General features: G+C 67.5%; 21 protein-coding genes. 4 read left to right on the top strand and 17 right to left on the bottom strand.

Annotated features, from left to right (window positions below; all coding sequences use genetic code 11):
- Positions 1–7 precede the first annotated feature (7 nt).
- The 4 genes from AB0M15_RS09660 to AB0M15_RS09645 all read right to left on the bottom strand — a co-directional run bounded on the left by AB0M15_RS09660 (position 8) and on the right by AB0M15_RS09645 (position 3,548).
- On the bottom strand, positions 8–448 hold the full coding sequence (locus AB0M15_RS09660) for a hypothetical protein (RefSeq protein WP_363815800.1): 441 nt from the start codon (positions 446–448) through the stop codon (positions 8–10).
- Entirely contained in the window at positions 445–675 is a 231-nt protein-coding gene (locus AB0M15_RS09655) for a hypothetical protein (RefSeq protein ID WP_363815798.1), read from the bottom strand. The genes AB0M15_RS09660 and AB0M15_RS09655 overlap by 4 nt, the downstream gene beginning before the upstream one ends.
- Before the next feature lie 97 nt (positions 676–772).
- Positions 773–2,707, bottom strand: a complete 1,935-nt coding sequence (acs, locus tag AB0M15_RS09650; protein WP_363816583.1) for an acetate--CoA ligase — start codon at positions 2,705–2,707, stop codon at positions 773–775.
- A 379-nt stretch (positions 2,708–3,086) separates the two neighbouring features.
- Positions 3,087–3,548 carry a MarR family winged helix-turn-helix transcriptional regulator gene (locus AB0M15_RS09645; RefSeq protein ID WP_363815797.1) on the bottom strand — a complete coding sequence of 154 codons (462 nt, stop codon included), beginning with the start codon at positions 3,546–3,548 and terminating at the stop codon, positions 3,087–3,089.
- A gap of 112 nt (positions 3,549–3,660) precedes the next feature.
- On the opposite strand from AB0M15_RS09645, the gene AB0M15_RS09640 reads away from it, so the two are divergent.
- Positions 3,661–4,095 carry a MarR family transcriptional regulator gene (locus tag AB0M15_RS09640; protein ID WP_343967482.1) on the top strand — a complete coding sequence of 145 codons (435 nt, stop codon included), beginning with the start codon at positions 3,661–3,663 and terminating at the stop codon, positions 4,093–4,095.
- Between the two features lie 8 nt (positions 4,096–4,103).
- On the opposite strand, the gene AB0M15_RS09635 is transcribed toward AB0M15_RS09640, so the two are convergent.
- Positions 4,104–5,045, bottom strand: coding sequence for a superoxide dismutase (locus AB0M15_RS09635; protein WP_363815794.1), 942 nt, complete (start codon positions 5,043–5,045; stop codon positions 4,104–4,106).
- Positions 5,046–5,143: 98 nt separating this feature from the next.
- Here AB0M15_RS09635 and AB0M15_RS09630 point away from each other — a divergent pair, with 98 nt between their 5' ends.
- Positions 5,144–6,139 (top strand): winged helix-turn-helix domain-containing protein, encoded by a 996-nt coding sequence (locus AB0M15_RS09630; protein ID WP_363815792.1) that lies wholly within the window; start codon positions 5,144–5,146, stop codon positions 6,137–6,139.
- An 867-nt stretch (positions 6,140–7,006) separates the two neighbouring features.
- Here the strand turns inward: AB0M15_RS09630 and AB0M15_RS09625 are convergent.
- The 3 genes from AB0M15_RS09625 to AB0M15_RS09615 form a co-directional block, all read right to left on the bottom strand.
- Positions 7,007–10,612 (bottom strand): discoidin domain-containing protein, encoded by a 3,606-nt coding sequence (locus AB0M15_RS09625; protein WP_363815790.1) that lies wholly within the window; start codon positions 10,610–10,612, stop codon positions 7,007–7,009.
- Positions 10,613–10,836: 224 nt separating this feature from the next.
- Positions 10,837–12,186, bottom strand: coding sequence for a hypothetical protein (locus AB0M15_RS09620; protein ID WP_363815788.1), 1,350 nt, complete (start codon positions 12,184–12,186; stop codon positions 10,837–10,839).
- Positions 12,187–12,212: 26 nt separating this feature from the next.
- Positions 12,213–12,641, bottom strand: coding sequence for a pyridoxamine 5'-phosphate oxidase (locus AB0M15_RS09615; RefSeq protein WP_363815786.1), 429 nt, complete (start codon positions 12,639–12,641; stop codon positions 12,213–12,215).
- A gap of 64 nt (positions 12,642–12,705) precedes the next feature.
- Between AB0M15_RS09615 and AB0M15_RS09610 the strand changes: the two genes are divergently transcribed.
- Positions 12,706–13,362 (top strand): helix-turn-helix domain-containing protein, encoded by a 657-nt coding sequence (locus AB0M15_RS09610; RefSeq protein WP_363815784.1) that lies wholly within the window; start codon positions 12,706–12,708, stop codon positions 13,360–13,362.
- Positions 13,363–13,504: 142 nt separating this feature from the next.
- Here AB0M15_RS09610 and AB0M15_RS09605 read toward each other — a convergent pair whose 3' ends face one another.
- The 8 genes from AB0M15_RS09605 to pseB all read right to left on the bottom strand — a co-directional run bounded on the left by AB0M15_RS09605 (position 13,505) and on the right by pseB (position 21,420).
- The gene (locus AB0M15_RS09605; protein ID WP_363815782.1) at positions 13,505–15,145 is read right to left on the bottom strand and encodes a cation acetate symporter; all 1,641 of its coding nucleotides are present in this window, start codon (positions 15,143–15,145) and stop codon (positions 13,505–13,507) included.
- Complete coding sequence (locus AB0M15_RS09600; protein WP_363815780.1) at positions 15,142–15,486, bottom strand: DUF485 domain-containing protein; 345 nt, start codon at positions 15,484–15,486, stop codon at positions 15,142–15,144. Before AB0M15_RS09600 ends, AB0M15_RS09605 begins: the two co-directional genes overlap by 4 nt.
- A gap of 82 nt (positions 15,487–15,568) precedes the next feature.
- Positions 15,569–16,342, bottom strand: a complete 774-nt coding sequence (locus AB0M15_RS09595) for a methyltransferase domain-containing protein (protein ID WP_363815778.1) — start codon at positions 16,340–16,342, stop codon at positions 15,569–15,571.
- Between the two features lie 38 nt (positions 16,343–16,380).
- Complete coding sequence (locus AB0M15_RS09590) at positions 16,381–17,109, bottom strand: glycosyltransferase family protein (protein WP_363815777.1); 729 nt, start codon at positions 17,107–17,109, stop codon at positions 16,381–16,383.
- Positions 17,106–17,936, bottom strand: coding sequence for a hypothetical protein (locus AB0M15_RS09585; RefSeq protein WP_363815775.1), 831 nt, complete (start codon positions 17,934–17,936; stop codon positions 17,106–17,108). Before AB0M15_RS09585 ends, AB0M15_RS09590 begins: the two co-directional genes overlap by 4 nt.
- On the bottom strand, positions 17,936–19,288 hold the full coding sequence (locus AB0M15_RS09580; protein WP_363815773.1) for a hypothetical protein: 1,353 nt from the start codon (positions 19,286–19,288) through the stop codon (positions 17,936–17,938). The genes AB0M15_RS09585 and AB0M15_RS09580 overlap by 1 nt, the downstream gene beginning before the upstream one ends.
- 22 nt (positions 19,289–19,310) lie before the next feature.
- Positions 19,311–20,435 (bottom strand): DegT/DnrJ/EryC1/StrS family aminotransferase, encoded by a 1,125-nt coding sequence (locus AB0M15_RS09575; RefSeq protein WP_363815771.1) that lies wholly within the window; start codon positions 20,433–20,435, stop codon positions 19,311–19,313.
- Positions 20,436–20,439: 4 nt separating this feature from the next.
- Complete coding sequence (pseB, locus tag AB0M15_RS09570; protein WP_363815769.1) at positions 20,440–21,420, bottom strand: UDP-N-acetylglucosamine 4,6-dehydratase (inverting); 981 nt, start codon at positions 21,418–21,420, stop codon at positions 20,440–20,442.
- 96 nt (positions 21,421–21,516) lie between these two features.
- On the opposite strand from pseB, the gene AB0M15_RS09565 reads away from it, so the two are divergent.
- Positions 21,517–22,551, top strand: coding sequence for a spore coat protein (locus AB0M15_RS09565; protein ID WP_363815767.1), 1,035 nt, complete (start codon positions 21,517–21,519; stop codon positions 22,549–22,551).
- On the opposite strand, the gene AB0M15_RS09560 is transcribed toward AB0M15_RS09565, so the two are convergent.
- On the bottom strand, positions 22,536–24,749 hold the full coding sequence (locus tag AB0M15_RS09560; protein WP_363815765.1) for a hypothetical protein: 2,214 nt from the start codon (positions 24,747–24,749) through the stop codon (positions 22,536–22,538). The genes AB0M15_RS09565 and AB0M15_RS09560 overlap by 16 nt on opposite strands.
- Between the last annotated feature and the right edge of the window lie 21 nt (positions 24,750–24,770).

Below are 24,770 nucleotides of genomic sequence, written 5' to 3'. Positions count from 1 at the left end.
CCCCACCTCAGAGATGAGTGGCCAGCACACCCAGCGCGAAGGCGCCACCTGCCAACGCAAGCATGAGGGTGGCCAGCGTGATCAGTTGTCGTTGCAGGGCTGGGCGCTCGGCGGCCGTGGCGAAGATCCGGCGCGGCCAGTGGTGCCAGGAGACGTAGTAGAAGATGCCGGTCGCGAGGAGTAGCAGTACGGCCTTGAGCGCGTGGATCCACCACTGCTGGTGGTCAAGCAGGAGAAGGATCGCGCCGGTCAGGGCGATCACGCCGATCAGCGCCAGCACCTTGTAACGGTTGCCTGAGGCAATGACTGCCGTGAGGTGCTCGCGGTCCTCTTCGCGCGGACCGAAGTACTTCTTCAGCTTCGGCTGCACGACGAAGAGCGAGTAAGCCATGCCGCCGACCCAGGCAGCGGCCAGGCCCGCATGAATGATGGCTACCAGGGCGGTCACGGGCCGATCTTGCCACGGTTGCGGGGATGGTTCTTGCCCATCCGTTCGTTGCCGCGTTTGTAGTTGCCGGTCCAGCGGGCCATGACTTCCTGCGGGTCGTCGTCGACCTCGGCCAGGAACTCGGCGGCTCGGGCAGCCCGCAGTACGGTGGCGGGCTTGCCGTGGTGGGTGATGCGGACGGTCCCGTCGGAACGCTCTTGGTAGTCGAATCCATTGGGTGCCGGCACAGCGCCATTCCAGCAGCGGCGGGGCGAGGCGGCAACCGGATAAAACAGCAGCCTGTACGCCGAAGCGGCGTACAGGCTGCTGATTGGAAAGAGTTGGTCAGTCCTCGTCGGACTTGCCGGACTCCAGGTTGGTCTTGATCAGGTCCATCACCGTGCTGTCGGCCAGCGTGGTGACGTCGCCGACCTCGCGGTTCTCGGCGACGTCGCGGAGCAGGCGGCGCATGATCTTGCCGGAGCGGGTCTTGGGGAGTTCGGCGACGACCATGATCTGGCGCGGCTTCGCGATCGGGCCGATCTCCTTGGCGACGTGGTTGCGGAGCTCCTGGACCACGTCCGGACCGCCGTCGCCGGCCTCCGAGCGGAGGATCACGAAGGCCGCGATCGCCTGGCCGGTGGTCGGGTCGGAGGCGCCCACGACGGCCGCCTCGGCGACCTTCGGGTGGGAGACCAGGGCCGACTCGATCTCGGTCGTGGACAGCCGGTGGCCGGACACGTTCATCACGTCGTCGACCCGGCCGAGCAGCCAGATGTCGCCGTCCTCGTCCTTCTTGGCGCCGTCACCCGCGAAGTACACACCCGGCCAGCGGGACCAGTACGTGTCCTTGAAGCGCTCGTCGTCGCCCCACAGCGTGCGCAGCATGGCCGGCCAGGGCTTGTTGATGATCAGGTAACCACCGGAGCCGTTCGGCACCGACTTGCCCGCGTCGTCGACGACATCGACACTCACGCCCGGGATCGCCTTCATCGCAGCGCCCGGTTTGCCTGCGGTCACGCCAGGCAGCGGGGAGATCATGTGCATGCCGGTCTCGGTCTGCCACCAGGTGTCGACGACCGGCGTCTTGTTGCCGCCGATGTTCTCCCGGTACCAGATGTAGGCCTCGGGGTTGATCGGCTCACCCACGGAGCCGAGCACACGCAGAGAGGAGAGGTCGAACTTCTCCGGGACCTGCTTGCCCCACTTCATGAACGTGCGGATCGCGGTCGGCGCGCAGTACAGGATGGAGACCTTGTACTTCTGAACGATCTCCCACCAGCGTCCCTGGTGCGGGGTGTCCGGCGTGCCCTCGTAGAGCACGGAGGTGGTGGCGTTGGCCAGCGCGCCGTACACGATGTAGCTGTGCCCGGTGACCCAGCCGATGTCGGCCGCGGTCCAGTAGACGTCGGTCTCCGGCTTGAGGTCGAACACGGCCCACTGGGTGTACGACGTGCCCACCAGGTAGCCGCCGGTCGTGTGCAGGATGCCCTTGGGCTTGCCGGTACTACCGGACGTGTACATCACGTACAGCGGGTGCTCGGCGTCGAACGCCTCCGGGGTGTGCTCGGTCGACTGCTTGCCGACGAAGTCCTCCCACCACAGGTCGCGGTTGGCGACCATCGCGGTCTCCTGGCCGGTCCGGTTGACGACCAGGACGTTGCGGACGTCCGGGCAGTCGACCAGCGCGGCGTCGACGGCCGGCTTCAGCGCCGCCGGGGCGCCACGGCGGTAGCCGCCGTCGGAGGTGATCACGACGCGGGCGTCGCAGTCCAGGATCCGGTCCTTGAGCGCCTCGGAGGAGAAGCCGCCGAAGATGACCGTGTGTGGGGCGCCGATCCGGGCGCAGGCGAGCATCGCGACCACGGTCTCGGGGATCATCGGCATGTAGATCGCGACGATGTCGCCGGCCTTGACCTCCAGCTCGAGCAGCGCGTTGGCCGCCTTGCTGACCTCGTCCTTGAGCTGGCCGTAGGTGATCTCCCGGGTGTCGCCGGGCTCACCCTCGAAGTAGTAGGCCACCTTGTCGCCGAGACCGTTCTCGACGTGCCGGTCGACGCAGTTGTACGCAGCGTTGAGCTTGCCGTCGGCGTACCACTTGGCGAACGGCGCGTTGCTCCAGTCGAGCGTCTCGGTGGGCTCGACGGCCCAGCTGATCCGCTTGGCCTGCTCGGCCCAGAAGCCCTCGAAATCTTCCTCGGCCGCGGCGTAGGCGTCGGCTTTGACGTTGGCGTTCGCGGCGAGTTCTGCGGGCGGCTCGAACCGGCGCTCCTCGTGCATCAGGTTCGACAGCGCATCGGACGGGTTGGACTCGGAACTGGTCACGTCGCGGACTCCTCGTTGAGAGCTGCAAGTCTTCAGCGCGAAACTGCGCGCTACTGCACCTTTCTACCAACGCCGGACCACCCGCGGTACTGGTGCCTCGCCCAGCCGCCCCCGATCTGCGCCGAACGGGCCAGAAACACGACGACCGGTGGGGAACCGGATCGTGGCCCGGCGCATCTGAGCTGATGTGCCGATCGAAGGAGGAGTCGCGATGTCGCAGCAGGGTGAAGTGACGGTCGAGGCCCCGAAGCGCCGCTTGTCCCGGGCAGCGCGTCGTCGGGTCCACGCCCGGGAGCGCCGCGTACGGCGTACCCAGGCCTCGGCTCGCGCCCTGCTACCGGTCCGCTAGTCCTTGGTGGTGACTGAGGACTTTGGCCAGCAGGGCAGCAAGCTGGCCCCGCTCTGAGGGGGAGAGCGGGGCGAACAGCTCGTCCTGAGCGGCCCGGACCAGGGTTTCGAGCCGTTCCCGCTGTACTTCGCCAGTGGCGGTCAGGGTGATGATGTTGCGCCGCCCGTCGTCGGGGTCAGGCGACCGTACGACGTACCCGAGGTCGGCCAGCTCGTTGATCGCGGCCACCACGTCACTGCGGTCGATCCCGGTACGCCGGCCGAGCGACGCCTGACTGGCCGGCCCGTACTCCGCCAGCGTCGCCAGCAGCCGGTAGTGGTACCCGCGGGCGTTCGCCGCGGCGAACGTCTCGCCGATGATTCGCTGCGCGTGCATCGCACTCTGCGTGAGCAACCAGCTGGGCATCCCCGCCAGCTCACTCGGCCCTGCTTCGTCACTGGTCGTCACAGCGCGAGTCTATTCCGTTGGGCTGACCAACGAGCAGCGGCCTTTTGCAGGTTGATGCAATTGGCCGCCAACAGTCTCGGATTGAGCCTGAGCCCGTGTCACGATGCCGGACATGGGGGAGGTGGTCGCGATGGAGGAAGAGACGCTGCGGTTGCTGGTCGGCATGCACCGCGTGGTGCGCCATCTGCGCCGGACCGGTGAGACCAGGGCGTTGCATCCGACGCAGTTCATCGCGCTGCGGCTGATCGGGGACGAGCAACCGATCCGGATCGGTGAGATCGCGGCGCGGGTGCCGTGTTCGCAGCCGACCGCGACGACGACTGTTGCTGGGCTCGAGGCGGCGGGGCTGGCTCGGCGTCAGCCCGACGTACTTGATGGGCGCGCTACTGCCGTCGTACTGACCCCGCGCGGCGACGACATGGTGAAGGCGGCCGGGCAGCATGCGGTCGACGACCTCACCAAGCTGCTCGACCGCCTGTCGGATGACGAGCGGGCGCTCGTACTGTCGGCCGGCGCGGTGCTGTCCCGGATGGCCGACGAGCTCTAGTCGAGTTATTAGTCGAGGCCGGGGACCACCGACACCGTGTACGGCGGGGTGCCGGGCTTGGCGTCGAGCTGGCTGTTGACCCAGAGCAGCCGGTGACCGTCGCGGGCGATCGTGGTCGGGGTGGAGTTGGTTGCTCCGGGCAATGAATCTGCGAGCACCTGGGCTTTGGTCCAGTCGCGGTTGAGCAGGGCGAGTCTGGTGACGTACTTGCCGCCGCCGGCGTTGTAGACGGCGTACAGGCGGTGGCCTTCGAGGAGGTAGCCGTCGCCGGAGAGGATGCCGTTCGCGCCGGTGATCTCCAGCGTGGTGACCGCTTTGGTGCGCAGATTGATGCGGTAGGTGACGTCCTGGCCTTGCTCGCCCACCAGCAGCCGGTGGCCGTCGGTGACGATGCCGTTGAGGAAGTACGGCGTCGGCTGGATCTTGTCGCGGGTCAGCCAGGGCTTGAGGCGGCCGAGACCGTCCTCGGTGAGGGTGGCGCGCCAGATCTGGTTGTGGGCCGAGTCGGTGACGTAGACGGCGTCGTCGGTGAAGGCGAAGTCGTTGAGGAACGAGCCCTCGGCGGCCGGCCGGATCGCCAGCAGGCGGCCGCGGGCGTCGTACATGTAGAGCTTCGAGGTGCTGGCGCCGGCGACGAGGACGCGACCCCAGCGGTCGACGTGGACGCCGGTGGCGGTCGTCCGGCCGTCGCTGCCGGCGGGGAGGAACGGCCTGAGCTTCGGGTCGCGGACCGTACCGCGGTAGACGGCGCCGGTGCCGACGCTGGTGACGTAGATCGTCCCGTCGCGAGTCACCTCGATGCCTTCCGGGGTGTCGCCTGGAGTGGTCGAGACGACATACGTCTCCGGACGCTGGTGGTGCTCGCGCTGAGCCTCGGCAAGGGGCTGGACGCCGGCCGCGAGAAGCGGAGCAGCCAGCAGGACGGTGGTCGCAGTACGTCGACGAATCATGCCCGCCAGCCTGATCTCCGGCTCCCGCCCGCCTCGACCGGTTTCGGTTCTCCCCGAAACCATGTCTCGTTGGGCTCCTGTGGCGGCACAATCGGGGCATGATGCGGCTTCATTTCAGTCCGGCCGACTTGGGTCGGGTGACGTTCCCGGCTGAGCCCGAGCCGCTCTGGGAGGCTGCGCTGGCCGCGCGAGCACTCGGCTCGCGCCCGATGCCACCGGCCGGCCGCCGCTGGCGACGCGAGGCGGCACCGCTGCTCCGGCCGTCGATGCGCCCGCTCTTCAAACTGGTCAGTCCGACCGGACGTCTCCCCGACTTCCTCACTCCGGAAGTACCGGCGCCCGGCCTGGAACCTGCCCTGGAAATCCTGATGGACACCCCCGCAGACGTCGTCCAGGACCAGCTCGGCCCGTACCTCCCACCCGAGGTCGACATCTTCATGAAGGGCCTACTCGCCGGCACCGCAGAGTCGCGCCGTGCCCTCGGCAACGCCGTCCGCGAATTCCACGACGACGTACTAGTCCCTTCCGGCGTAGAACTCGAACGCCGCTACGGCGCCGACCTAGCCCTCCGCTCGCGCGCCCTACTGCAAGGCGGAGTCGAGGGCTTGCTCACCACCCTCCACCCCGACATCGAGTGGAACGCCCCCATCCTCACCACCCACGGCCTAGGCCCCGGTGCCACCTACGACATCTACCTCGAAGGCCGAGGCCTGGAGCTCTACCCCTCCTCCCTCACCTCCGAGGCCCTAGCCCTAGACGTCCCCGGCCGCCGCCCCGTCCTCATCTACCCCACCGTCGACCTCCCCCTGCCCGACGACCAGGCCGTAGACGCCCTAGCCGACCTAGTAGGCCGCACCCGAGCCCTAGTCCTACGAGCCCTAACCACCAGCGCCACCACCACCCAATTAGCCCGCCGCACAGGCATCTCCCTAGCCTCGGCAAGCGAACACGCCCGAGTACTACGAAACGCCGGCCTCCTAACCACCCACCGAACCGCCGGCACCGCCCACCACTCCCTAACCCAAACGGCCCACCGCCTGTTGACCGGCGAACTCCACCGCCCAGGACTCCTGGATACGGGGTCGGGCGCGTAGGGGTGCTGTGGATGCGGGGTGCTCGCTCGTAAGGGACTGTGGTCCGCGGTCTCCGCTGCGGGGAGTGTCCTGGTCGAGAGGGTGTGCGTCAAGAGCGCTTCGCGTCCCTTCGGGATCGAACAAGTTCGACTCTTGACCCACACCCTCTCGACCAGGGAAGGACGCAGCTATCGGGATCCCGCGGAGGGGTCTGAGCCAGAGGGTCGCCTTGGCAAGGCGGATCGTGAGCCGGGGTGCCGATCGCAAGGCCGGTCGAGATGCGGGGCGCCGATGGCAAGGCTGGTCGGGCTGCGGGGGTGGCGATCGCAAAGTGGGCCGGTCTGCGGGGAAACGGTGCCGGAGCGGCCGGATTTGGTTGCCGAGGGCAACGGGCGGACCATCAACCGTCCATGGGGGCAGCGTCCTGCTCGGCGTGTCGGGTGATTGGAGGGCCGATTGATGGGCTGGCGATCCGGTCGGTTGCCAGCGCATACCCAAGTCGGTGAACCGGGTTGGCTGGCGGGTTTTGGTGCCGCTGGCGTGATGTTTCACGCCAGCGGCCCGAGAACCCACCAGTGGGCCCGCAAACTGGAGCCCCCGACTCATCGGACCGACAACCCGGTGGTGGCCTACCCATCAGGGCCAGCCTTGCTCGTCCCGGGCCGGTTGACGGGTCCGCCGGGCGGGGGGCTAGCCGATCCATTGTGGCCGGTCTTGTCAGCGGCTCGACTAGGACACTCAAGCAGCCCGGCGACGCGATCCACAGCCCCTTTACCGCGCCAACCCAGAATCCAGCAGCACCCTTGCCACCGGCAACCACCCCCTCCCGAGCGCAACGGAGCCGCCGGGAGGTTCGGACTCCCGGCGGCCCGTCTTACGTGATGGCTGCTAGTTGCGGGTGATGGTGAAGGTTGTCGTGGTGTTGCGGATGTCTACTGCGTTGTTGGAGAGGGTTAGGTTGTTGAAGGTGACCGTGCCTACGGCGGGGCCCTGGCCTGGTTCTGGGAGTTCGTTGGCCCAGATGCCGAAGCCGGACTTGGCGTCGAAAGCGTCGCCGGACTTGCGGGCGCCGGAGATGTTGATGTTGGTCAGGATGGTGTCGGCGACCGGGAACTGTGGTTGCCCGCCGACGTAGTTCGTCTGGAACATGATCCCGCTGTAGGTGGGATCGACGATGTCCACATCACTGACCCGGATGCCCTGGAACACCTTCGAGGCCGAGAAGATCCAGATCCCGGGGAAGGTCTGCGCTCCCCAGAAATGGCCGCCGGATCTGACCACCGAGATGTTCTGCCACAGCGTCGGCGGGGTCGCGCCGAAGCCGTTCATCGGGATGCCGAAGTCGAGCGAGCTGATCGTGATCCCGGAGTACACCAGCATGTCCGCGACGTACAGGTTGCGGAAGATGTTGTTGGTGCCGCCGTAGACCGCGAAGCCGGCCGCCCGCCAGGTCAGCGTCGCCGAGAGGTTCTCGAAGACGTTGTCCCGGACCTCGCCCCCGCCGCCGTCGACGGCGTTGAAGAGCGCGAAGCTGTCGTCACCGGTGCTGCGGGCGTCGTTGTTGCTGACCAGGTTGCCGGCCGAGCCGTTGGTCATGTTGATGCCGTCGGCGAAGGTGTCGCGGATCCGCGAGTTCTTGATCGTGGAGTTGTCGGTGTTCGCACCCCAGTACAGGCACATCTGGTGTTCGATCCAGATGTTGTCGATGGTCATGTTCGAGGTGCCGTTGAAGTTGAACACCTTGCCCGGACCGTCGTTGCGGCTGTCGTAGTTGCCGAAGTACGAGAACCCGCTGAACGTCGACCCGTTCGCCGACGAGGCGGCGTCGAACCCGACGTCGGTGTTGGTCTGGCCGGTCGGAGCGATGAACCGGGTGTACCAGGGACCGGCGCCGACGACCTTGATCGCCCGGCTGTTCACGTTGAACTTGCCCGAGGTCTGGTAGTCACCGGCCGGCAGGTAGACGCCCAGCGAGGTCGAGCTCTGCTGCGCCGTGTTGAGCGCGTTCTGCACGTCCTGCTGGCTGAATCCGGCCGGTACTACGTACCCCGAACCCGGGTTGGCGATCGGCGACACCTGCTCGGTGTCGATGAAGTCGATCGCATAGGTGGTGGTGTTGGCCGGGTCCTTCTGCAGCTTGATCTTCGTACCGGCCGGGAAGGTCCCGTCCAGCATGATGTTCGCCTCGTCGTAGATGTGCCGGGCCGGTCCCGCACCCGGCGAGTTGCCCGGGCCGGCCTCCGCGCCGTACAGCCACGCGTACTTCGAGGTCAGCGGCAGCGCCTTGTGGAAGGTGCCGTTGACGTAGACGTTGATGGTCGAGTTGATCCCGCCACCGCCGGCCGAGTCCGGGATGGAGAACCGGGTGACGAGCGTGTTGGTGCTCGCCTTGGTGGTGAACTCGACGAAGGCGCCGTTCGAGTTCAGGGTGACCGACTTGCGGCCGGACGCCTCACCGGCGAGGTCGCCGATGGTGCGGTTCGGGCCGACCACGACCGCGCCGCCACCTGTCGAGGCGTCTTCGGCCTCCAGGTGGTCGTACGGCATGTTCGCGCCGCGGCCCACGAAGAACGGCCGCTCGCTGGTGTTGTTGGTGCGCTTGACGGGCAGTTCGTTCGCATCGTCGGCGAGCACGACGCGGACGGAGTACCGGCCGTTGGCCGCTACCCAGGTGCCCAGGTTGACCGGGGCAGTGGTGGCGCCGGCGGCAATCGCACCGGAGTACGAGGCCGTCAGGGTCTTCACGACGGTACTTCCGCTCAGCAGCGTCAAGGTGATGCCGTGGGCGCCGGCCGCCGAGGCGATGGTGCCCTGGTTCTTGATCGCGACCGAGAACGTCACCGTGTTGCCGGCCGCCGGGTTGCCCGGGGACCAGTTGACAGAGGAGGCGACCAGGTCGGAGCTCGCGACCGGGGTGACGACCAGCGGGCTCGAGCTGTTGCCGGTGTTGTTGGCGTCGTTCTGCTCGATGATCGTGTTCGACTCGTCCACCTTGGCGCTCAGCGGGTAGCTGCCGGCGTCACGTGCGCCGATCGAGGCGGTCACCGTGGCGGATGCTCCGGCGGCGATGGCACCGACGGCGACGGTACCGACCTTCGTCGTACCGAGGTAGAAGTTGAGGTCCGTCGCGCCGGAGGCCGCCGTGCCGGTGTTGTTGACCCGGGCGGACAGCGTGATCGAGTCGGTCTCGACCGGTGCCGCGGGGGCCCACGTCACGTTGGAGACGGTGAGATCCGGGTTGGGGGCCGGGACGCCCATCACCTGGAGCTCGGCGACCTGGCCGGCGGGGGCGCCGGTGTTGGCGGTGAAGTTCAGCCGGACGTCGGCGATCCGCGCGCTCACCGGGATCGTGACGGTGTTGCCGGACGACGGGCTGAAGTTGTACGACGCGGAGCCGACGATGGTGCTGAAACCGGACGCGCTCTGCTCACGGCCGAGGATCGAGAACGTCTGGGTGCGGTTGCCCCAGGCGCTGTCCGGGTTGAGCCGGATCACGATCGAGCTGATGTCCGCGTTCGAGCCGAGCTGGGTGGTCAGCGTGGCCGGGTTGGCGTTGCCTTCCCAGTAGGTCTGCACGTTGTCGTCGTTCGCGTTGGTCGCGACGAAGGTGAAGACCGAGCCGGACGCGGTGATCGGCTTGCCGAGCGCCAGGTTGGTGCCCGGGCCGGTGCTGCCGCCGCGGGTGACGGTGTTGCTGTTCGGCGACTGGTTGCCGACGGCATCCTTCGCGCGGACGAAGTAGCTGACCGAGGCGCTGGCCGGCTGGGTGTCGGTGTAGGTCAGCACGTTGCCGGCCACGCTGGTACGCAGCGCGCCGTTGGCGTACAGGTCGTACCCGGTGACGCCGACGTTGTCGGTCGAGGCGGTCCAGGTGAGCCGGATCTGGCCGGCGGCGGGTTCGGTGAAGGCCAGGCTGCCCGGGGCGGTGGGAGCCTGGGTGTCACCGGTCGCCGGGCCGTAGACCTCGAGTTCGGAGACCTGTCCCGCGGGCCAGCCGGTGTTCGCGGTGATCAGGATCCGGACGTACCGGGCGGTCGAGTTGCCGTAGTCGATCGTGAGCGTGTTGCCCGGTGCGTTGAACGCGCGCGACGCGGACGCGGACAGATCGTTGAAGTTCTGGCCGTCGGTACTGCCCTGGACGGCGAGGGTCTGGTTGCGCGAACCCCAGCCCGACGGCAGCTTGAGTACGACCTGGTTGGTGCTGACCGATGAGCCGAGGTCGACCTGGACCCACTGCGGGAACGCGTTGTTGGCGCTCTCCCAGTAGCTGCCCTGGTTGCCGTCGGTGACGTTCGAGGCGACGTAGTTCTGGGTGTTGCTGCTGGCGGTCGCGGTCTTGCCGGCCGCGAGGTTGGGACCGGCCAGTACCGCGGCCGAGGCGGTCGAGCCGCTGCTGTGCAGCCCGGCCGCGGCGAACATCGGTCCGGCCGTCAGCAGCAGACTGCCGACGACCGTGGCGGCCAGCAGCCGCCATCGTGCACGTGTGGTTCTCATGGCATCCGGGGCCTCTCCGATGGGCGGGAGTGTGAGGGCACAAGGGATTACGGCTGCCAAGAAAATTGCACGATGCCTACGGAAGTTTCGTAAGTTTGCTGATTTCTTGCACAGCGCTGGCTCATTGTTACGGCAGCGCTACGCGAGCGTCAACGGTTCATGACCGCACGCTTTGCTCGACCGAACCGGCCGAGGGGTGGCTGAGGTGGGAATCCGGCCCGAGCTCAGGCGGGGATCTTCACCCGGCCGAGCACGAGTTCGTCGGCGAGGGAGTTGCGCTCGACGACGTACAGATAGCCACCGTGCAGCACGAAGTTCTCGCCCAAGGCGGCGGTCGAGAAGGAGCCGTCGGGCCGGATCAGCCGGATGGCCCGACCGCGAGCCTTGCCGAGAATCGCCCGCTGCCCGGGGGTGTACTTGCCGTTGTAGTACCGACTGGTGTCCTGCGGTGGCGGCTGCGTGGTGCCTACCGCAAGCAGCCCGGCTGCGGCCGACATGCCGTTGCTGAGGACGCCGATGGCCTGGATGTGGCCCTCCCGGGTGAACGGCGCCTCCGCCACCTGGGCGCCGAAGCTCGCGGAGCCGGTGAGTTGGGACGCCGCGAGCCGGTTGACTGTTCCCGACGACGTGATGGCCAGGACCGAGAAGTCGACGGCGCCGCTGATGACGCCGTCGGTCCCCAGCGTGATCGTGCCGTCGGGCTGGGACTCCAGTTGTGTGATGCGCATCGTGGCGGTCGTGGTCCAGTCCAAGGCTCGGGTACCGGCCGGTGGCCAGATCGCGGCCGGCGTCGCCGCCTTGGCGGCGTCAACGGTGGTGAACTTGGCCGGCTTGCCCGCGATCGTCCGTACCGTCCCGTCCGCCTCGACGCGGCGAACCACTGCGCCAGCCTGAGCTTTCCCGTTGACGTTCACGGCGAAAACGAGCCGGCCGGCCGGGTCGACGGTGAAGGCAGTGAAGTCGCTTGGCGCCTGGCCACTCTGCTCGCCGTTCGACGGGGCGGCTTGCAGGCTGGCGCTGTCGTCGAGGCCGGAGATGGCGGTGTCGTAATCGATCACTGGTTCCAGGCTGCCGGCGGGCTTGATCCGGTAGACGGTGTTCTTCTTCGTGCCGATCCGGAGATCGATGTAGGCCGACCCGTCCGGCCCGACCGCGATCTCGGTGCCCATCCGCCACGCCTGGTCCAGTGGCACCACGGTGCGGGTGCCGTCCGGCCGGATCCGCTCCAGCCGCTTGTGGTCGAGGGAGTTGATCAGCAGGTTCGCCGTACCGTCCCGCGCGAACTCGATGTCCCAGACTGCTCCGCCGATTTTCGCGCCGAGTGCTTGGGTCGCGTTGGCATCGGTACCGCCGCCGGCAACGATCTCGAACCGCGGCGCGACCTGGGGGTTCGTGCTCTCGGGTGGCTGTTCACTGCTCGGCTGCGGCTCACTCGGCTGCGCAGTACTCGGTTGTGCGCTGCTCGGCTGTCCGGCCGGGTCCGGGTGGTCTGCTGATGCTGAATCGGTGCGGGTCGCTGAGCATCCGCTGACGAGGAGGGACAGAGCGGCGGTGGCTGCCAGCAAGCGATGCACGAACCGCACCGTAGTGCGGCGCCGGGTCAGCGGGAGGTGTCGGAGGTCAGCCAGCGGGTTGGGCGGAAGGTGAAGAGGGTGACGATGTTCTCCGGGTCGCCGAGTTCGGTCTGGACGTAGCCCTGGGCGTGGTCTTCGGGCATGTAGCGGCGGGCGATGGCGAGCATCTGCTCGGGGGTCGGCCTGGAGACCTCGACGAGTTCGGCCTCGACGGTGACGTACGCCGGGGGCATTTCTTCGCGTTGCACGACGAGGCTCACGACGCCGGCGTTCTTGATCAAGTCGATCCGCTTCGGTGCCCGGCGCTGCGTGCCGGTGAACATCGTGAGGTCGCCGCCCGGCTCGTACGCGTAGAACGTCGGGACGCTCGTCGGTGGGTGCCCGGGCTCGCCGGTCACGCTCAGCACGCCTACGTGGGTGCCGGCCAGGAACTCTTCGCGCTGTTGCTTGCTCATGGTTGCCATGCACTAAGCTTCATAAAAACAAGTAAGCTTTGTCAAGGGGAGTAGGGTGGTCGATATGACGACGAAGACCTACGGCCAGTACTGCGGTGTCGCCCGCGCGCTGGAACTGGTCGGCGAGCGCTGGGCGCTGCTGATCGTCCGCGACCTCCTGGTCGGCCCCAAGCGCTACACGGACCTCCGTGCCGGCCTGCCGAAGATCCCCACCAACGTGCTCGCCACCCGGCTGAAGGAACTCGAGCAGGCAGGCCTCGTCGAACGCCGCATCCTGCCGCGCCCGTCGGGTGCGATCGTCTACGAGCTGACTGCGTATGGCGCCGACCTGGAGGGCGTCGTCCTCGCACTGGGCCGGTGGGGCGCCCGCTCGCTGGGTGAGCTCCGCCCCGACGACATCATCACAGCCGACATCCTGGTGATGGCCCTCCGCTCCACCTTCCACCCAGGCAAGCTGAAGGCGAAGTACGAACTTCACTTCGGTGAAATCACCATCCACGCGACCATCGACCACGACGACCTCACCGTCGACACCGGCCCCCTCGAAGGCGCAGTCGTCCTGGAGGCGTTCGCCCCCATCGCCCCGCTCCTCACCGGCGAGCTGGACGGCGCAGCGGCCCTCAAATCCGGCCTGCTCAAAACCTCAGGCACAGCAAAGGACATAGATCGCTTCGCCGCAGCCTTCCCCATCGGTCCAGTTTGCGTGCCGGTCGACAGGTAGTGCAGCGCGGTACGGCGTACGCGGAACCGCTGTTCACGCTCAAAGTGCACTGGGTGCCGTCGACTACTTCCTGTCCTTCGGTACACGGCCAGTACGCCCGCGACACCTGGGGTGCCGCGGGCGTACGTAGTCCAGGGGACCGCTAGTGCTTGCCGGGGCCCTCGGCGCCGGCTCCGGTGAGGGAGCGGACGGAGAGTTCGTTGTAGCGGTTGGCTGCTGTTTTGTCCTTGCCTACGTAGGTGCCGATGACGCCTAGCAGGAAGCCCAGGGGGATGGAGATGATTCCTGGGTTGGACAGCGGGAACCACTGGAAGTCGGCGCCGGTGATCATCGACGTCGGGCGGCCGGAGACGACCGGCGAGAAGATCACCAGGACTACGGCGGAGATCAGGCCGCCGTAGATGCTCCACACCGCGCCTGACGTGTTGAACCGACGCCAGAACAGGTTGAAGAGCAACGCCGGCAGGTTGGCCGATGCAGCCACTGCGAACGCGAGCGCGACGAGGAAGGCGATGTTCAGCTTCTGGGCCGGGATCGCCAGGCCGATCGCGACCGCGCCGATGCCGATGGCTGCGAAGCGGGCGACCCGGATCTCGTTCTTCTCGGTGACCTTGCCCTTGGCGATCACGTTCACGTAGAGGTCGTGCGCGAACGACGATGCCGAGGTCAGCGTCAACCCGGCGACCACCGCGAGGATGGTGGCGAAGGCGACTGCGGCGATCAGTGCGAGCAGGATGGCGCCGCCGATCGAGTCAGCTCCACCGCCGACGACCTCTGCCAGCAGTACCGACGCAGTGTTGCCCTTGGATGCGGCGACAGCGCTGTTCTTGCCGGTATCGAGCAACGCTGCCGCACCGAAACCGAGCGCCAGGGTCATCAGGTAGAACGCGCCGATCAGCCCGATGGCCCACTGGACCGACTTCCGCGCCGACCGCGAGTCGGGGACGGTGTAGAAGCGGATCAGGATGTGCGGCAGACCGGCGGTACCGAGCACCAGCGCGAGTCCGAGCGACAGGAAGTCGATCTGGCCGGTCAGGTCCTTGCCGTACAGCAGACCGGGCTGCAGGAACGCCTCGCCCTTGCCCGAGTGCGCCGCCGCCGCACCGAGCAGCTTCGACGGATTGAAGTCGAACTTCAGCAGCACCAGGAAGGTGATCAGCAAGGTGCCGGTCATCAGCAGCACGGCCTTGACGATCTGTACCCAGGTCGTGCCGCGCATGCCGCCGATCGTCACGTAGATGATCATCAGCGCGCCGACCAGGACGATCACGCCGGCCTTCAGGCCTTCGCTCTTCACCCCGAGCAGCAGCCCGACCAGCGAACCCGCGCCGACCATCTGGGCCAGCAGGTAGAAGATCGACACGACGATCGTCGACGAAGCGGCCGCGGTACGGACCGGGCGCTGCTTCATCCGGAAGGCGAGCTGGTCGGCCATCGTGAAGCGACCAGAGTTGCGGAGGAGTTCGGCGACCAGCAGCAACGCGACCAGCCAGGCCACCAGGAAGCCGATCGAGTACAGGAAGCCGTCGTACCCGTACAGCGCGATCTGGCCGGAGATGCCGAGGAAGGAGGCCGCGGACATGTAGTCACCGGCAACGGCGAGGCCGTTCTGGGCGCCGCTGAAGGAGCGGCCACCGGCGTAGTAGTCGGCGGTGGTCTTGTTCTGCCGGGACGCCCACCAGGTGATGTACAGCGTCACGGCGACGACCGCGGTGAACAGCGAGATGGTCAGCGCCTGGTTGCCGGGTTCGGCGTCGGCGAGTGGGACGAGCAGGGTGTTCACCGGCGGCGCTCCCTCTTGTACTTGGCGTTCAGGCCACTGGCCAGCGGGTCCAGCTTGCGGTTCGCGAACCGGCCGTAGACCGCGGCGATGACGAAGGTCGAGACGAACTGGAGCAGGCCGAAGACCAGCGCCACGTTGATGTGGGTACCGCCGATCCGGTGACTCATGAAGTCGCGGGCCCAGTTGTTACAGGCGACGTAGGCCAGGTACCAGATCATGAACGCGGCCGTCCACGGCACGACGAAGTTCTTGTACCGGCGTTTCAGCTCCTGGAAGTCCTTCGCCTCGTACACGACCTCATACGCACGAGCTTCCCGCTCGTGCACAGTTTCCTCAGACATCTGCACCCCTTAGTCCGGAACGCGAACAAAGGCACGCTAGCGGTTTGTCGAGGAAATGTGTCCGAAAGCAACAAAATCGTTTTCAGGCCATCGTCCGGCGGTAGTTGGCCAGGTCGCTCGGGCGGGTGCGGTAGCAGTTGGTGAAGTACGGCATCCGCAGCGGCTCCGGGGGGCGGGCGGTGCTGTCGTAGATGGCGTCTATCTGGTCCAGCACCGACTCGCGGCGGGACTCGGTCAGTACGGCGACCCGCGAGTGCGACATGGCGAGTTGCTTCAGGCCGGTCCGGTCGAGGTCGTGCCAGTGCCGGAACCGGGCCGTCTCGACCATCGAGAAGAGGTCGGACTGGAGCAGCGTCGGCATCGGGTCGAACTCGTCGTTGCCGGCCAGGAAGTCCTCGCCGATCATCGCGCGATGCAGCCGCCGCACCCACGGTACGACCGTGTCGTAGTTGTTCCAGAGCAGCCCGAGGACGCCGTGCGGGCGGAGCACCCGGGCGATCTCCGGCAGTGCGCGGGCGTGGTCGAACCAATGAAACGCTTGTCCGACGATCACCGCGTCGACCGAGGCGTGCGCGAGCGGGATCGACTCGGCCGCGCCGACCATCGTGTCCACGCCGGCCAGCTTGCGGCAGACGGCGAGCATCTCCTCGGACGGATCGACCGCGACGACGTCGTGCCCGAGCGCCGCGGCGACCTGGGCGAGCTTGCCGGTACCGGCCCCGAGATCGAGGATCTGCAGCCGTCCCGGACCGAGGATCCAGGTCAGCGCGTCGGCAGGGAACGTCGGCCGGCCCGCGTCGTACGCGGCCGCGACGGCGCCGAACGAGTGCGCGCGTGCTGAGTCATCGGTGGTCATCACCGCAAATCATGCCGTAGCCACCGCCTCGCGGGGTGTTACTCGCCGAGCTTCTTCTGCTCGATGTGCGCGTTGAGCGCGGCCAGCGCCGGATGTTGGTCCAGAATGGCGACCAGATCCGCGCAGTTCCGGTCGCCCGCGTCGTACTCCTCGTACAGCGCCGTGAGCAGCTGCCGGTCGTCCTCGGTGTCCAGCGTGAGCCGGTACTGCGCTCCGCCACCGCTCCACGGCAGGTTCAGCAAGCGGACATCCCCGGCGCGATTCTGGTGCAAGTACGACGTCACGTGCTCGCGGTCGGCCTGCAACGTCGCCTTCGCGTCGGCTTCCAGCAGCCGGGCGGTCGAGAACACCTCGTAGTCCATTCCGCGCGGGTACGTCCGCTCGAGACAGTTCGACAGGTACAGCCCCTCGTCGCCCTCGGCCCGCCAGCGGTCGACGCCCGCGGCAACGACCTCGGGATCGATCAACGGGCAGTCGGAGGTGACCCGTACGACCGCATCCAGCCCGTACTGCGAGGCCGCGCCGGCGAACCGGGACAGCACGTCCTCCTCGCTACCCCGGAAGACCGGCAGGCCGAGCTTCTCGGTGAGGATCACGATCGGGTCGTCGTCCACGTTCGTGGTGGTCGCCACGATCACCGGCAGCCCGGTCCGGGTCAGCCGCTCCAGGTGGTACTCGAGATAGCTTCGCCCGGCCGCCGTCAGCAGCACCTTGGCAGGGAGCCGGGTGCTGGTCGCGCGAGCCTGGGTGATGATGCCGATATTCATTGAAACGCTTTCTTGGTGGTCCACTGGAACATCTCGCGGATCTCCGCCGGGTGGGCGAGATTCTCGACGCCAAGTTCGGTGTCGGTGAACTCGCGGGCCTGCGGCAACGGTACGTACGGCTGGTCCATCTCGGGCCACATCCGCTTGATCCGCGCCTGTCCGCCGAACGACGGGTGCTCGTTCTCCAGCAGCATAGGGTCTCCGTAGACGCCCGGCTGCAATCCGAGCGACGCGCCGTACAGGACCGCGGAGCTGAGCCGGTTGGAGGCGACCCGGCGGTGTTTGCGGATCTCCTTGAGCTGCTTGAGCAGGAAGTCCTTGTCGGTCTTGCGCCAGTGCAGGCCTCGGTACCCGTGGGTGATGACCCGGAAGCCGGCCTGTTCGTAGACCTGCCGGATCGCCTCGTTCTGGTACTCGTTCCAGTACAGGCAGACCGTCACCGGGCCCTGCTCGTGCTCGTTGATCGAGGCAACGATTCGGCCGTGATCGCCCAGGACGTGCTGCCCTTCCCAACCGTGGAACGGGTAGAAAATGGTGCCCTGGGCATCAGTGGTGGGGGCCGCCAGCTCAGGGTGGTTTCGCAGCAGATAGAGCCAGGGCGCGCCGATCACCGACTGGTTGCGCAGCCCCATCAAGAAGCCCCGGCGCCGGACACTGTCCGACCAGACGAACTTGGGCATCCCGGCGACGAAGGCCGTGTTGTACGCGAACCCGTCGAGAATGTTCCAGCCGTGCTGGAGATAACCCCAGATCCGTGGCGAGCCGTGCAGCCCGGCGTACTCTGCCATCACGTGCGCGTGGCCGTAGAAGTGGTTGGCGTGGTGCATCAGAGCCGCCGCAGCCGCTTCACGACCACCCGGGCCGGATTGAGCACCGCATGCCCGATCCGGTACGGCCGGGAGCGCCGGATCCCGTCCAGCTGGCTCTCGAACCAGGTCGCCTGCTCGTTCGCGTCGGCCAGCTCCTGGGACAACCGCGCGATGGTCGCGAGTTGCTCGGCCTGCCCCTGCGGCCGAAGGTTGTCGAGGGCAACGGTCAGCTCGCCGTCGACGGTCAGTCCGGCCATTGAAGCCAGCCGCGCGGTCAAGGCTTGCGTGTCACCTGACCATGGTTGCCGCGAGCCGGCTTCCTGCGCCCGCCGGACGAACCGCGCCAGATGCTCGACCGCACCACCGGACACCACAACACCAGAGCCGAACAGCCGGTACTTCGTGCCGTCCACGATCACGTTGTCCGGGGAGGCGATCGCCGCGGACTCCGACGCAAGCGAGTGCAGCCAGGTGACATAAGCGGGAACAGCGCGCCTGAGGGCTGCCTGGTCGTCGACTTTCAATGCCGCCAGCAACTGTTCTTCCAGCAGGATGCCTTCGCCGCTCGGAATCGACTGTGCAGGAAGGGTTTCCGGGGCCTTGTCGCCGATCACGAAGTACCAGACCGGCGCCAGCTCGCGACCGAGTCCGGCGGCGATCGCATCCTGGACCAGACGGTACGGGTCCATCAGCGTCGATCCGCTGTGCCGGGCGGCGACGGACCGGCCGATGGCGACTGCGGTGAGCGGGCCGGTGGGGGTGAGCATCGCGAGATCGGCCGCGACCAGATCGGGGTAGACGGCGTAGACGGTCGTCGACGAGGCGAGTGCGCCGAGTGCGGTGCGGATCGCGGCCAGACCGACCGGTGCTTCGAGGGTGCCGCCGACGACGCCGGGCCAGTCCGCGTTGCGGGGGACGGTCGCGGTGACGTCGGGCTGGAGCAGGCGCTCGATTCCGAAGGTGTTCTCGGCGGCCAGCAGGAGTCGGCCGCGGGGGGCCATCCGGGCCTTCAGGAGGGCGAGGCCTTCGGTCCAGGTCATCGCCGGGGTGTCGGGGCCGACCAGTCGAGGCAAGCCGTCGAGGGCTACGACTACGTCGTACAGGTTGGTGCCGGTGAAGCGGTCGAGGGCGCCGCAGTACACCTTGCCGCTGATCACTCGGGCGATCTGCTCGGCATCGGGTGCGGACCGGACAAGCACGTCGACCGTGGAGACCTTGTTGGCGATCAGGTCCAGTAGTTCCAGCGAATGCGGCCCTGCGACGAACACCTTGTCTGTAGGTCTGAGGACAGCATCGAGCAGAGCGGCCGTCGCCGAGCCGCCAGTCGCCGGCCGGCCGTCAGCGGGGCGCAGATCGGACCAGTTGAGCATCTCCGCCCCAACCATCAACAAACTAGGCCACCAGTTTCGTGAGAGTCTCGATCACCCGGTCGACGTCGGCGTCGGTCAGGTCGGGGAACATCGGCAGCGAGAGCTCCTCGCGGTAGAACTGCTCCGCGTTGGGGCACAGGCCGCGCTGGTAGCCCAGTTCGGCGAAGACCGGGTGCCAGTAGACAGGAATGTAGTTCACCTGGACGCCGATCCCGGCAGCACGCATGCCCTCGAACACCTCGCGGCGGCGATCGCCGAGCACTCGCACGGGGTAGAGGTGCCAGGCGGGATCGACGCCGGGGCGCTGCACCAGCGTACGGAGTCCGTCGATCCCGGACAGGGCGGCGTTGTACTTCGCGGTGATCTCGGCTCTGCGTTGCTTGAAGGCCGCGAGGCGGCGCAGCTGGGACAGGCCGAGGGCGCAGGCAAGGTCGGTCAGGCGGTAGTTGACGCCGAACTCGTGGACCTCTTGGTGCCACGGGCCTTCATCGGTGATGGCGAACCGTGAGGGGTCGCGGACCAGGCCGATGAAGTGGAACTCGTGCACCCGCTGGGCGACGGCCGGGTCCTTGGCGACGACGGCGCCGCCCTCGCCGGTCGTGAGGTTCTTGGTGGGGAAGAACGACAGCGTGGTCACGTCGGCGAGGTCGCCGACCGGGCGGCCGTTGGAGAATCCGCCGACGGAGTGGGCCGCGTCGTCGAGGGTCTTGGCGCCGACACGGTCCGCGATGGGCTGGAGGGCGTCGTAGTCCGCCGGGTGGCCGGCATAGTCGACGCCGGCGATGACCTTCGTGCGGTCGGTGGTGACGGCCTCGACGGCGGCCGGGTCGAGTAGGGCGGTGTCCTCCTCGACGTCGGCGAAGACGATCTTGGCGCCGAGGATGGCGGCGGTCGAGGCGGTCGCGACGAAGGTCATGGGGGTGGTGACGACCTCGTCGCCGGGGCCGACGCCCAGGCCGGCGTACGCCATGTGGAGGGCGGCCGTGCCCGAAGTACAGCTGACTGCGCGGTGGCCGCCGGTCAGTTCGGAGATGGCGGTCTCGAAGGCGGTGACGGCTGGGCCGGTGGTGAGCCAGTCACCGCGTAGGACGGCGGTGACGGCTTCGATGTCTTCTTCTGAGATCGATTGACGTCCGTACGGAAGCATCGGGTCAGTCCTCGAGCAGGATCTTGCGGATCTCGTCGATCGAGTACCACTGGTCGTTGGTGTCCGAGGCGTAGTGGAAGCCTTCGACGACCGGGGTGCCTTCGGCCGGTGCGACGTAGCCCCAGCTGGCCAGGTCGGGCTGCAGGACGAACCGGTTGCCGAGGGTGAGGGCGCGGCGGCCTTCCTCCGGGCTGATCATCTCCTCGTGCAGCTTCTCGCCCGGGCGCAGGCCGATGTCGTGCATGGTCGCGCCGGGCGCGATCGCCTCGGCCAGGTCGGTCACCTTCATCGACGGGATCCGCGGGACGTACAGCTCGCCGCCGGTCATCAGCTCGAACGAGTCGACGACGAACTTGACCGCCTCGGGCAGCGTGATCAGGAACCGGGTACAGCGCAGGTCGGTGATCGGCAGCGACTGGCCGGCCTCGTGCAGCGCGCGGAACTTGGGGATGATCGAGCCGCGGCTGCCCATCACGTTGCCGTACCTGACCACGCTGAACCTGGTCTCGTACGCCGCCGCGTAGTGGTTGCCGTTGATGAAGAGCTTGTCCGCGGTCAGCTTCGTCGCGCCGTACAGGTTGATCGGGCTGGACGCCTTGTCGGTGGACAGCGCGACGACCCGCTTCACGCCCGAGTCGATCGCCGCCTCGATCACGTTCTGCGAGCCGATCACGTTGGTCTGGACGAACTCCCACGGGTTGTACTCACCGCTGTCAACCTGCTTCAACGCCGCCGCGTGCACCACGTAGTCGACCCGGTGCATCGCCCGCATCAACCGGGCTCGATCCCGCACGTCTCCCAGAAAGAACCGCAACCTCGGGTCGTCCCCGAACGCCGCCCGTACTTCCCACTGCTTCAACTCGTCCCGGCTGAACACGATGATCCGCCGCGGATCGAGCTGCTCCAGCGCATGCCCGATGAACGCCCGGCCGAAGGACCCGGTGCCTCCGGTGACGAGAATGTCAGACCCGGTGAGGATGGACACGTAAGCCCCTTCTAGCCACAATTCCGAACCACGCGATCACACCACGCAAGTCCGTACCTTAGCTGGCCCGCTCAACGGACCGGATACCGTCTGGGCGTGGATCAGGTGCTGCGGGTTGGGGTTCGGTGTGATGTGGGGGTTCGGCGGGGGGTTGGGCATGTGATGCGGAGCCTGGCGCTGGCCGAGGAGTTGCGGGGGCGCGGGGTTGAGGTGGTGTTCGTTTGCGACAGTCCGAGCGTGCCGTGGGCGGATGAGCAGATCCGGTCGCGGGGGATCGCGGTCGAGGCTGCAGTGTGGACGGCCGAGGAGCATGTGGCGTCGGTGGGGCGGTTGGGGCTGGATGCGGTGGTGTTCGACTCGTATGACCTGCCGGGTGAGGTGTTCACGGCGGTGCGGCGGTCGGGGGTGCCGACGCTGGCGATCGTGGATGGGGAGCTGCGGGGGGCCGACGCTGATGTGTTGGTCGATCAGAATCTCGGTGCCGAGTTCGACCAGCCGGTACTGCCTGCGGGGAGTGTGAGGCTGGCGGGGCTTGAGTATGTGATGTTGCGGGATGAGGTGCTTGGGCTGAGGCCGGCGGAGGCGCCGGTACTACGGGCAGCGGGTGTGCCTCGGGTGTTTGCGTTCTTCGGCGGGACGGATGCCTATGGAGCCGGGCCGTACGTCGTACAGGCGTTGGCAGCGACTGGGGTGGCGTTTGAGGCGACAGTGGTCGCGCCTGGTGAAGACCTGGCCGACCAGATCGCCGCAGTGGAGCTTCAGCCGGGCCAGCAGGTGCAGGTGATCGGGCCGACGTCAGAGCTGGCCAAGGCGGTTGTGGAGTCTGATCTGGTCGTCAGTGCTTCCGGTACGTCGACCTGGGAGTTGCTGTGCCTAGGAGCCACCGCTGGTCTCGTCTGTGTCGTGGACAACCAGGAGATGGGCTACGAGCGAGCAGTAGCCACCGGTGCGGCCGCAGGGGTCGGCACGCTGGCCAGTTTGAAGGCAGATCCGTCAGACGCTGCCGCCGTACTCCGCAAGCTGCTCACCAACCCGCAAGAGCGCCTGCAACTCGCCCAAGCCGGTTGGAAGCTCGTAGACGGGCAGGGGAGAGCACGCGTCGCGGACGCGCTCATTCACCTGATCTCGTAGATCGTCGCGTCCAGCGTCGCGTGCCGCAGTCGCACGTACTGCTTCAGTTGCGGTGAGATCTGCCCGGCCCGGTGGTCGGCGTACAGCCAGCGCACGCCGAGCTTGCGCAGCCGCTCGATGATGGCCGGCGACGGCGAGGTGAAGGTCGCGTCGTTCGCGGCGAGCTGCTCCTTGTTCCAGTACGGCACCTTGCTCGGCTCCACGCCGGACGTGGCCGAGATCCGGCTCGACCTGTTGGTCCGTACCCAGCCCTCGATCAGTACCTGTCGCTCGGACAGCGCAGCGATCCAGAAGTGCCGGCTGTCGCACGTCTCGCCGCGCAGAGCGATGCAGTGCGCGTTCGTGGCGATCAGGTCTTCGCCGGCCGAGTTCTCCTTCAGCCACCGAGCAGCATCCGCCTCCGCCTCGGTCGGCCCATCCCGGCCCGGCCGCCCATAGGCAACGTCGCTTGCCGAGGCGGATACCAATCCCACCAGCGGCAGTGCCAACGCCCCGACCATGCACGCGGCAACCAGAGCAGCAAAGAACGCCGTCGGCACACCGCCACCTCGCCGGCCGGCCTTCCATCCGATCGCGACCACCAGTGCAACCGCCAGCACAGCCGCAACCGTCCAGATCAAAGGCTCCTTGACCCCACGCAGATCGGCTGCACTCCACCGAGCAAACCCACAAGCCGCCAACCCCAGCCCAGCAGCGCCGGCAACCAGTACTACGCTCCGCCGATCGTCGAGCCGCTCGACCAACCGAGCCAACCCGACACACGACAGCACCGCCAAGAACGGAAACGCCATCCGGTAGAACGACAACGGCTGATTCGTCACCAGCGCGGCCACGAACCCGCCGATCGCAAAGCCGGCCACGTAGATCCCACCCGGATCCCGCCAGAACCGCCGCAGGAACAGCACCCCGACGACGGCGAGCCCCCAGGCCACCAGGATCACCACCGCGCTGATCAACCCGGCCCGGTCACCCGCGGAAGCCTTGATCGCCGCGTACGGCGGCAGCTCCTCGAACAGCCCGCCGAACTTCACCTGCAACCCCGACGACTCGCCACCGAACACGACGATCGCCGACCCGACGAACAACCCGAGCGCGATCAGCACCCCGAAGAACGCATTCCGCGTCGACCGCCGGAAGAGGAAGACCAGCAAGAACCCGCAGACGGCCATCGGCAGCACACTGGCCTTGGCGCCGGCCGCAGCCAGCGCCACCAGCAGCAACAAGATCCATCGACTCCGTGGCGGCTGTTTGCGCAGCAGGTCGATCGCGATGACAGCCAGTACCAGCGCGAACATCAACCCCAGGTTCTGCGTCGGACTCAGGTACGCCCCCGCCACCATCGAGACCCCGCCGACCGACAGGTCATGCAGCGGCTCCAACGACCCGCCGAGCCCCGCAACGAGAACAGCAAGCGGCCCGGCCCAGACAGCGGCGGCGCTCTCACCCGGCTGCACGAACCGCTGCATCACCGCGAAGACCAGCGCACACCCGGCCAACGCGAACGGCAACCAACTCAGCGCATAGATCAACTGAGTGAGATCCACCCCGGTCGCCCACGACGTCGCCGCGGTGACCTGGTGGAAGAACGTATGGAACTTCATCGGCTCGCCACCGACCCACAACGGCACCACCGGTACGTCGGCCTTCGCGCTGGCCGCGAGCGCCTGGTGGAACGCCATCCCCGGATCACTCACCAACGGATCCGTGTACGCCGGTGCATACCGTCCCGGCCCCGAGCGGTAGATCGCGAACAGCACGAGCGACGTCGACAACGACAGCAACCAAGCCGTCCATGGCGTCAAAGGCATGGCGACCCGGCGCCAGATGCGATTGCGCACGTCGTGGTCCAGCACGCCCAGGACGAGCACGATCGGCGCCCAGCCCCACGACCAGCGTTGCAGCCCGACGGATGCACTGGCCAGGTACACGATCAACTGCGCGGCCGTACCGATCGCGAAGCCGGCCGCGAAGTCCTCGACCAGGCTGCCGCGATAAGCGCCGATCAACCGCCAGATCACCACGCCTGGCAAGGTCACCCCGACGACCAGGAACAGGCCGAACTTCGCGACGTCGAGAACCGGTGCTCGCGAGATCAGCAGGACCAGGACCAGCAACAGCACTGGCAGGGCCGCCATCCGGCCGGCGAGCGTTCCGGAGCCGGTGTCCTTCGGCCCGCGCCGCCGAGCCCTGGAGTGCATGCCGTCACCCTAATGCCGGAA

This window comes from Kribbella sp. NPDC051718, assembly GCF_040681515.1.
In the GTDB taxonomy this organism is placed as follows: Bacteria; Actinomycetota; Actinomycetes; order Propionibacteriales; family Kribbellaceae; genus Kribbella.
This window is presented reverse-complemented; position numbering and strand designations above follow the sequence as displayed.

Coding starts and splice junctions, on each gene's coding strand:
- AB0M15_RS09640 (WP_343967482.1), top strand. CDS start 3,661: ATGGGGGAGGTGGTCGCGATGGAGGAAGAGACGCTGCGGTTGCTGGTC.
- AB0M15_RS09610 (WP_363815784.1), top strand. CDS start 12,706: ATGACGACGAAGACCTACGGCCAGTACTGCGGTGTCGCCCGCGCGCTG.
- AB0M15_RS09635 (WP_363815794.1), bottom strand. CDS start 5,045: ATGATTCGTCGACGTACTGCGACCACCGTCCTGCTGGCTGCTCCGCTT.
- AB0M15_RS09630 (WP_363815792.1), top strand. CDS start 5,144: ATGATGCGGCTTCATTTCAGTCCGGCCGACTTGGGTCGGGTGACGTTC.
- AB0M15_RS09560 (WP_363815765.1), bottom strand. CDS start 24,749: ATGCACTCCAGGGCTCGGCGGCGCGGGCCGAAGGACACCGGCTCCGGA.
- AB0M15_RS09595 (WP_363815778.1), bottom strand. CDS start 16,342: ATGACCACCGATGACTCAGCACGCGCGCACTCGTTCGGCGCCGTCGCG.
- AB0M15_RS09585 (WP_363815775.1), bottom strand. CDS start 17,936: ATGCACCACGCCAACCACTTCTACGGCCACGCGCACGTGATGGCAGAG.
- AB0M15_RS09625 (WP_363815790.1), bottom strand. CDS start 10,612: ATGAGAACCACACGTGCACGATGGCGGCTGCTGGCCGCCACGGTCGTC.
- AB0M15_RS09615 (WP_363815786.1), bottom strand. CDS start 12,641: ATGAGCAAGCAACAGCGCGAAGAGTTCCTGGCCGGCACCCACGTAGGC.
- AB0M15_RS09575 (WP_363815771.1), bottom strand. CDS start 20,435: ATGCTTCCGTACGGACGTCAATCGATCTCAGAAGAAGACATCGAAGCC.
- AB0M15_RS09590 (WP_363815777.1), bottom strand. CDS start 17,109: ATGAATATCGGCATCATCACCCAGGCTCGCGCGACCAGCACCCGGCTC.
- acs (WP_363816583.1), bottom strand. CDS start 2,707: ATGCACGAGGAGCGCCGGTTCGAGCCGCCCGCAGAACTCGCCGCGAAC.
- AB0M15_RS09600 (WP_363815780.1), bottom strand. CDS start 15,486: ATGTCTGAGGAAACTGTGCACGAGCGGGAAGCTCGTGCGTATGAGGTC.
- AB0M15_RS09580 (WP_363815773.1), bottom strand. CDS start 19,288: ATGCTCAACTGGTCCGATCTGCGCCCCGCTGACGGCCGGCCGGCGACT.